At 50.0% G+C, this 3,887-nt stretch carries 4 protein-coding genes; 2 read left to right on the forward strand and 2 right to left on the reverse strand.

What is annotated here, in order from left to right; all coding sequences use genetic code 11:
* Window positions 1-89: 89 nt before the first annotated feature.
* Window positions 90-590 (reverse strand): ferric uptake regulation protein, encoded by a 501-nt coding sequence (locus AC0QH1_RS28335; protein ID WP_324634795.1) that lies wholly within the window; start codon window positions 588-590, stop codon window positions 90-92.
* A gap of 763 nt (window positions 591-1,353) precedes the next feature.
* Window positions 1,354-1,890: a DNA starvation/stress protection protein DpsA gene (gene dpsA / locus AC0QH1_RS28340; RefSeq protein ID WP_324634796.1), complete on the reverse strand. Its 537-nt coding sequence runs from the start codon at window positions 1,888-1,890 to the stop codon at window positions 1,354-1,356.
* 498 nt (window positions 1,891-2,388) lie between these two features.
* Here dpsA and AC0QH1_RS28345 point away from each other — a divergent pair, with 498 nt between their 5' ends.
* Window positions 2,389-2,628, forward strand: coding sequence for an Asr1405/Asl0597 family protein (locus tag AC0QH1_RS28345; RefSeq protein ID WP_324634797.1), 240 nt, complete (start codon window positions 2,389-2,391; stop codon window positions 2,626-2,628).
* 113 nt (window positions 2,629-2,741) lie between these two features.
* Complete coding sequence (locus AC0QH1_RS28350) at window positions 2,742-3,377, forward strand: (2Fe-2S) ferredoxin domain-containing protein (RefSeq protein WP_324634798.1); 636 nt, start codon at window positions 2,742-2,744, stop codon at window positions 3,375-3,377.
* The last annotated feature ends 510 nt before the right edge of the window (window positions 3,378-3,887 follow it).

Consider the following 3,887-nt stretch of genomic DNA (forward strand, 5'->3'; position numbering starts at 1 on the left):
AACCCAGATCTCAAAGGTCTCGGCCCAGAAGCCCGCGCCGTACCGCCTAAGCGGTCGGCGTCGGGAGTACGTCACGTAAACTTTCGGTCTCAGCCCAGGGGCCTGTGGGCTTTGGGACACACCCAATTATCGGGCAGGAGGTAGGGCCACCCTTCTTGCACTGCTTCCAAACAGACGCAATGCAGGGTCAGTTGGCAGTCAAGCAGTTCGAATTGTCTGGCTTCGGCTTGGGCGCTGCACAGTTCGGCGATCGCTTCGTTTTTGAATTCTATGGTCTGGTGGCATTGCACGCATACCAGATGATGGTGGTGTTCTGAGGGTTTGTTCAGTTCGTAGTGTTTGTGGCCTTCGGCAAATTCTAGTTCCCGCAAAATCCCTAGCTGCGCCATTAATTTTACGGTTCGATAAATGGTGGATAGGCTGACTTTCTCTCCTTCGCGATCGAGCCAGTAGCGCAGTTCTTCGGCACTCAGATGCTTGCCCTGGGGCAGGGTTTGAAAAACGCGCAATATCTTCTCTCTCTGGGGCGTCAGGCGAAATCCCCTCTGTTGAAGTTCGTTTTTGAGTGCTGCGGCGGTGTAAAAGGCCATGATAGTTCGCTTGCATCGGCTGGATGGTTATGGATGATGTTGCGGTGGGGGTGGGGTTTGAGCCATCATCCGGCTGGGCCTGGGGCTGCTTTCTTCCCCTCGCTCGCCCACATTGGGCATCAACTCCGAATCAGTCATGCTCAAACCCGCTTGGGTGGGCAATTGAAAGCTATCTCCTCTAGGACGGGTCTCGGCCTTATTGAAATAAATATTCAATAAGCCAATGGTTAACAGTAATACAGAATTCGGGACTTATTGCAAGTCTTTTTTGATGAATTTTTGTGACATCTTCTTCAGAATTGCCTCAATCTCTCTATTTTTCTCGCCCTTGTCTCTCGGAATTGAGGAGATTTTTGTCCGATAAAGGGCGAATTTAATGAAAAAAACTATCAATTTATCCAGTAGCGGCGAACCCCCCGCAACTCTTGCGCCGACGCAGGGGAATTTTTAGGCCAGGGTTTGACCACAATTCGGAGGGATGCGCGATCGCTTTCCCCCGCGCCCGTTTCGCCTCAACCCCCGCCATTTCCCACTCTCCCCCGCCCATTTTTTAAGGCAGAGCAGTATTTGTCTGCTCTACCTCTGGGATTGCGTTCTATGCACAAAGGTGACTCAGGCACGAGGGCTGCAACTCGCTCACGGGTTGGGTGAGCCACGGGTTGCCCCCCGGTTATTGTCTTGCTGAATTGGACAAGATGCGGTTGTCCTAATTTATGGAGGTTGACTTGCTTTAAATTTCACAGCTTGTAGCAACCGCCACAGCTTAGACCGAAACCACTAAGCTATCGTTGGCTAAGAAATGCGCCAGATGATAGGCCCGCTCTTCGGTTTCTAGAAGAATTTTTTCGTACAAATAGCGGGTCGCGCGATCGCCTAGGCTTTCCGCTTGGCTTGCCTGTCGCCGCAATAACTGAATCATCGCCTGTTCGGCACTCAAGTCGTTTTCTACCATCTGGCGAGCATAATACAACCCATCGGGTTCGAGAGTGAACTCGCACAGTTGCGCTAACTGGCTGAAACTGGCGGCGGGAATCCCCCCTAATCCGTTGAGGCGCTCTCCTATTTCGTGAATGTGCTCATGCACTTGTTCGTAACTGTCTTGGAAAAACTGGTGTAAGGAGTAAAATTCGGCTCCTTCTACCACAAAATGATGCTTTTGGTACTGCAGGTACAATCCCTGAAAGCTTGCCAACAAGACGTTTAATCCCTCGCACACCGGCACGGTTACGGCGCGATCGAGCAACAGGGGATTGTCTGCTACTTCTCCAAAGGGGCGCAAGGCACTCTGAATTTTAGCCATTGTTTTGGTTCTCCTCTCATTTGCAACAACTGTTGCTTAATGAGAGGAGCCTAGCATCTCGCCTTTCTGGCGTTAAGTACCTGGGATACAAACTGGCAAAAGTTTTCCGCCGGGAAAGGGAATCGTTAACTATTGTGAATTATTTATCTGTTACTTTGGTTGTTTCTCGCTGTAATTCATCTGTTGCTGATAGTTTACTGAGGATATGTTATAATGAAAATAGATTTTGACAGGGTTGAGAGGTTACAAGTACGCTAGCCGTGGCGCTGGCGGCTGGATTGAGGCGCGATCGCCGCCATAGTCATTTTTCTAGCCGAGGCTTATTGTAAAGTTTTATGAATTTCCGGCTGAAAACAGATGAGAATCTTTGTCATTTGCGGTAGGGTTGATGAAGACCGAACAACGGCTTGCCTCGGCAAATTGTTAAAAAAAAATTAACGACAGGGGGAGGCCGCTATCTAGTTACTGAAAATTTTTTGCAGTTTAGAGGGCGATCGCATGGAGTCATCCGAGCAAAAATCACACACCGGACAGATGCTAGAAGTTCACGGCAGCAATAAGTGGCAGATGTATCGCCGCTTACAGGAATTGGGGATTTCCTGTTGGTGCGAAGCGAATCAACCCTTGCGAGTTCCCTTAAATGCGGGGACGGCGGTACAGTTTTGGAGCGTTTCGCAGCAGTTGCAGATGTCGCGCCCAAGGTTAGTCCAGTGGTTGGAACGCTGCTGGCAGGATTAGTCAGCGATCGCTGGTTTATCGCCCCTGCAAGTTTGGGATTGGGGTGTATCCCGACAGCAGATAAGGGCGGGTCATCGAACGATTAGGACAGTCATCACAAGGAACAGGAAACAATGGGTAAGTCTAAAAAACAAACGTCAGAACTCGAGTTGGAAGGACGCTTCCTCGGCTTTGTCAGCAAAAAGAAAGGCAAGGCGGGCAAGCAATTCGGTCTTTCCACAGATCGCGGAGAACGCTGTATCACGCTCGATTGCTCGAAAAAGGAACGCGCCGTATGGCAAGCGCGCTTGACCCCCGGCGACTGGGTGCAGGTTGAGGGTGAGAAAAAATTCAACCCGAAAAGCGGTAAGGTGAAATTAAAGGCCGATCGCATTGTGCTGCCCGTCGGAACTGCATCGTCAGCGCCCCAGGAAACTGAAGAATGCGCGATCGCGCCCCACTGTCCGATTGCCGACAATTGCTCTCACTCTCAGACTAACGGCAACGCAGAGAAAACCCCCCGCAAAAAGAAAGCCTCGATTTTGGTTTGTCAAAAGTCCGCTTGTCGCAAGCGCGGCGGGAGTGCAATCTGCGACGCCCTGCAAGACCATTTGCGCCATCATGGGTTAGACGATGCGGTGACGATTAAAGGCACCGGCTGCATGAAACGCTGCAAAGCCGGACCGAATGTGATTGTCATGCCAGATAAAACCCGCTATAGCAAAATAGACCCCCAGGAAATTCCTCACTTGATTGCCAACCACTTTTAATGGTTCGGCAAGCACTTCGGTGAGAGAATTGAGAATTGAGAATTGCAAATTTTGTTAATTCTCAATTCTCATATTTTTGGGCGCTAGAGTAGTGTGAGAAAATTGAAAGGCGGGAGATTGAAATCGCGCCTTAGCAGGTTAAGTCCGCCTACGCGGACTAAGATTACGGCTGGTGGATTGGGGTGAAAAAGGGTTTTGGATTAAACGACATATATTATACCATAAAAATCCGCAATTGTCAAGCTTTTAGAAGAAAATAATATTGCAGATTGATAAGCACTTAGGCAAAATAATTTGCACGTTTTAACTCGTTCCCCCAGGGGGGAAGGTTTCTCCAGAGCTACCGCCTCCCCCCCAATAAATGCGACTGCGAAGGTTTGCACCCTTGCTTAACTGTATCCCATCTGGGGGGGGTAAGTGCGTTTCGCACTTACCCTACGGGATTACCCGACAGTGAAGAAGTCCTCCACGCCGAGGGTATTGGCATCGATGCCAGTGAGAACGGCGAGC

The sequence above is a fragment of the Phormidium sp. CCY1219 genome (genome assembly GCF_055795085.1).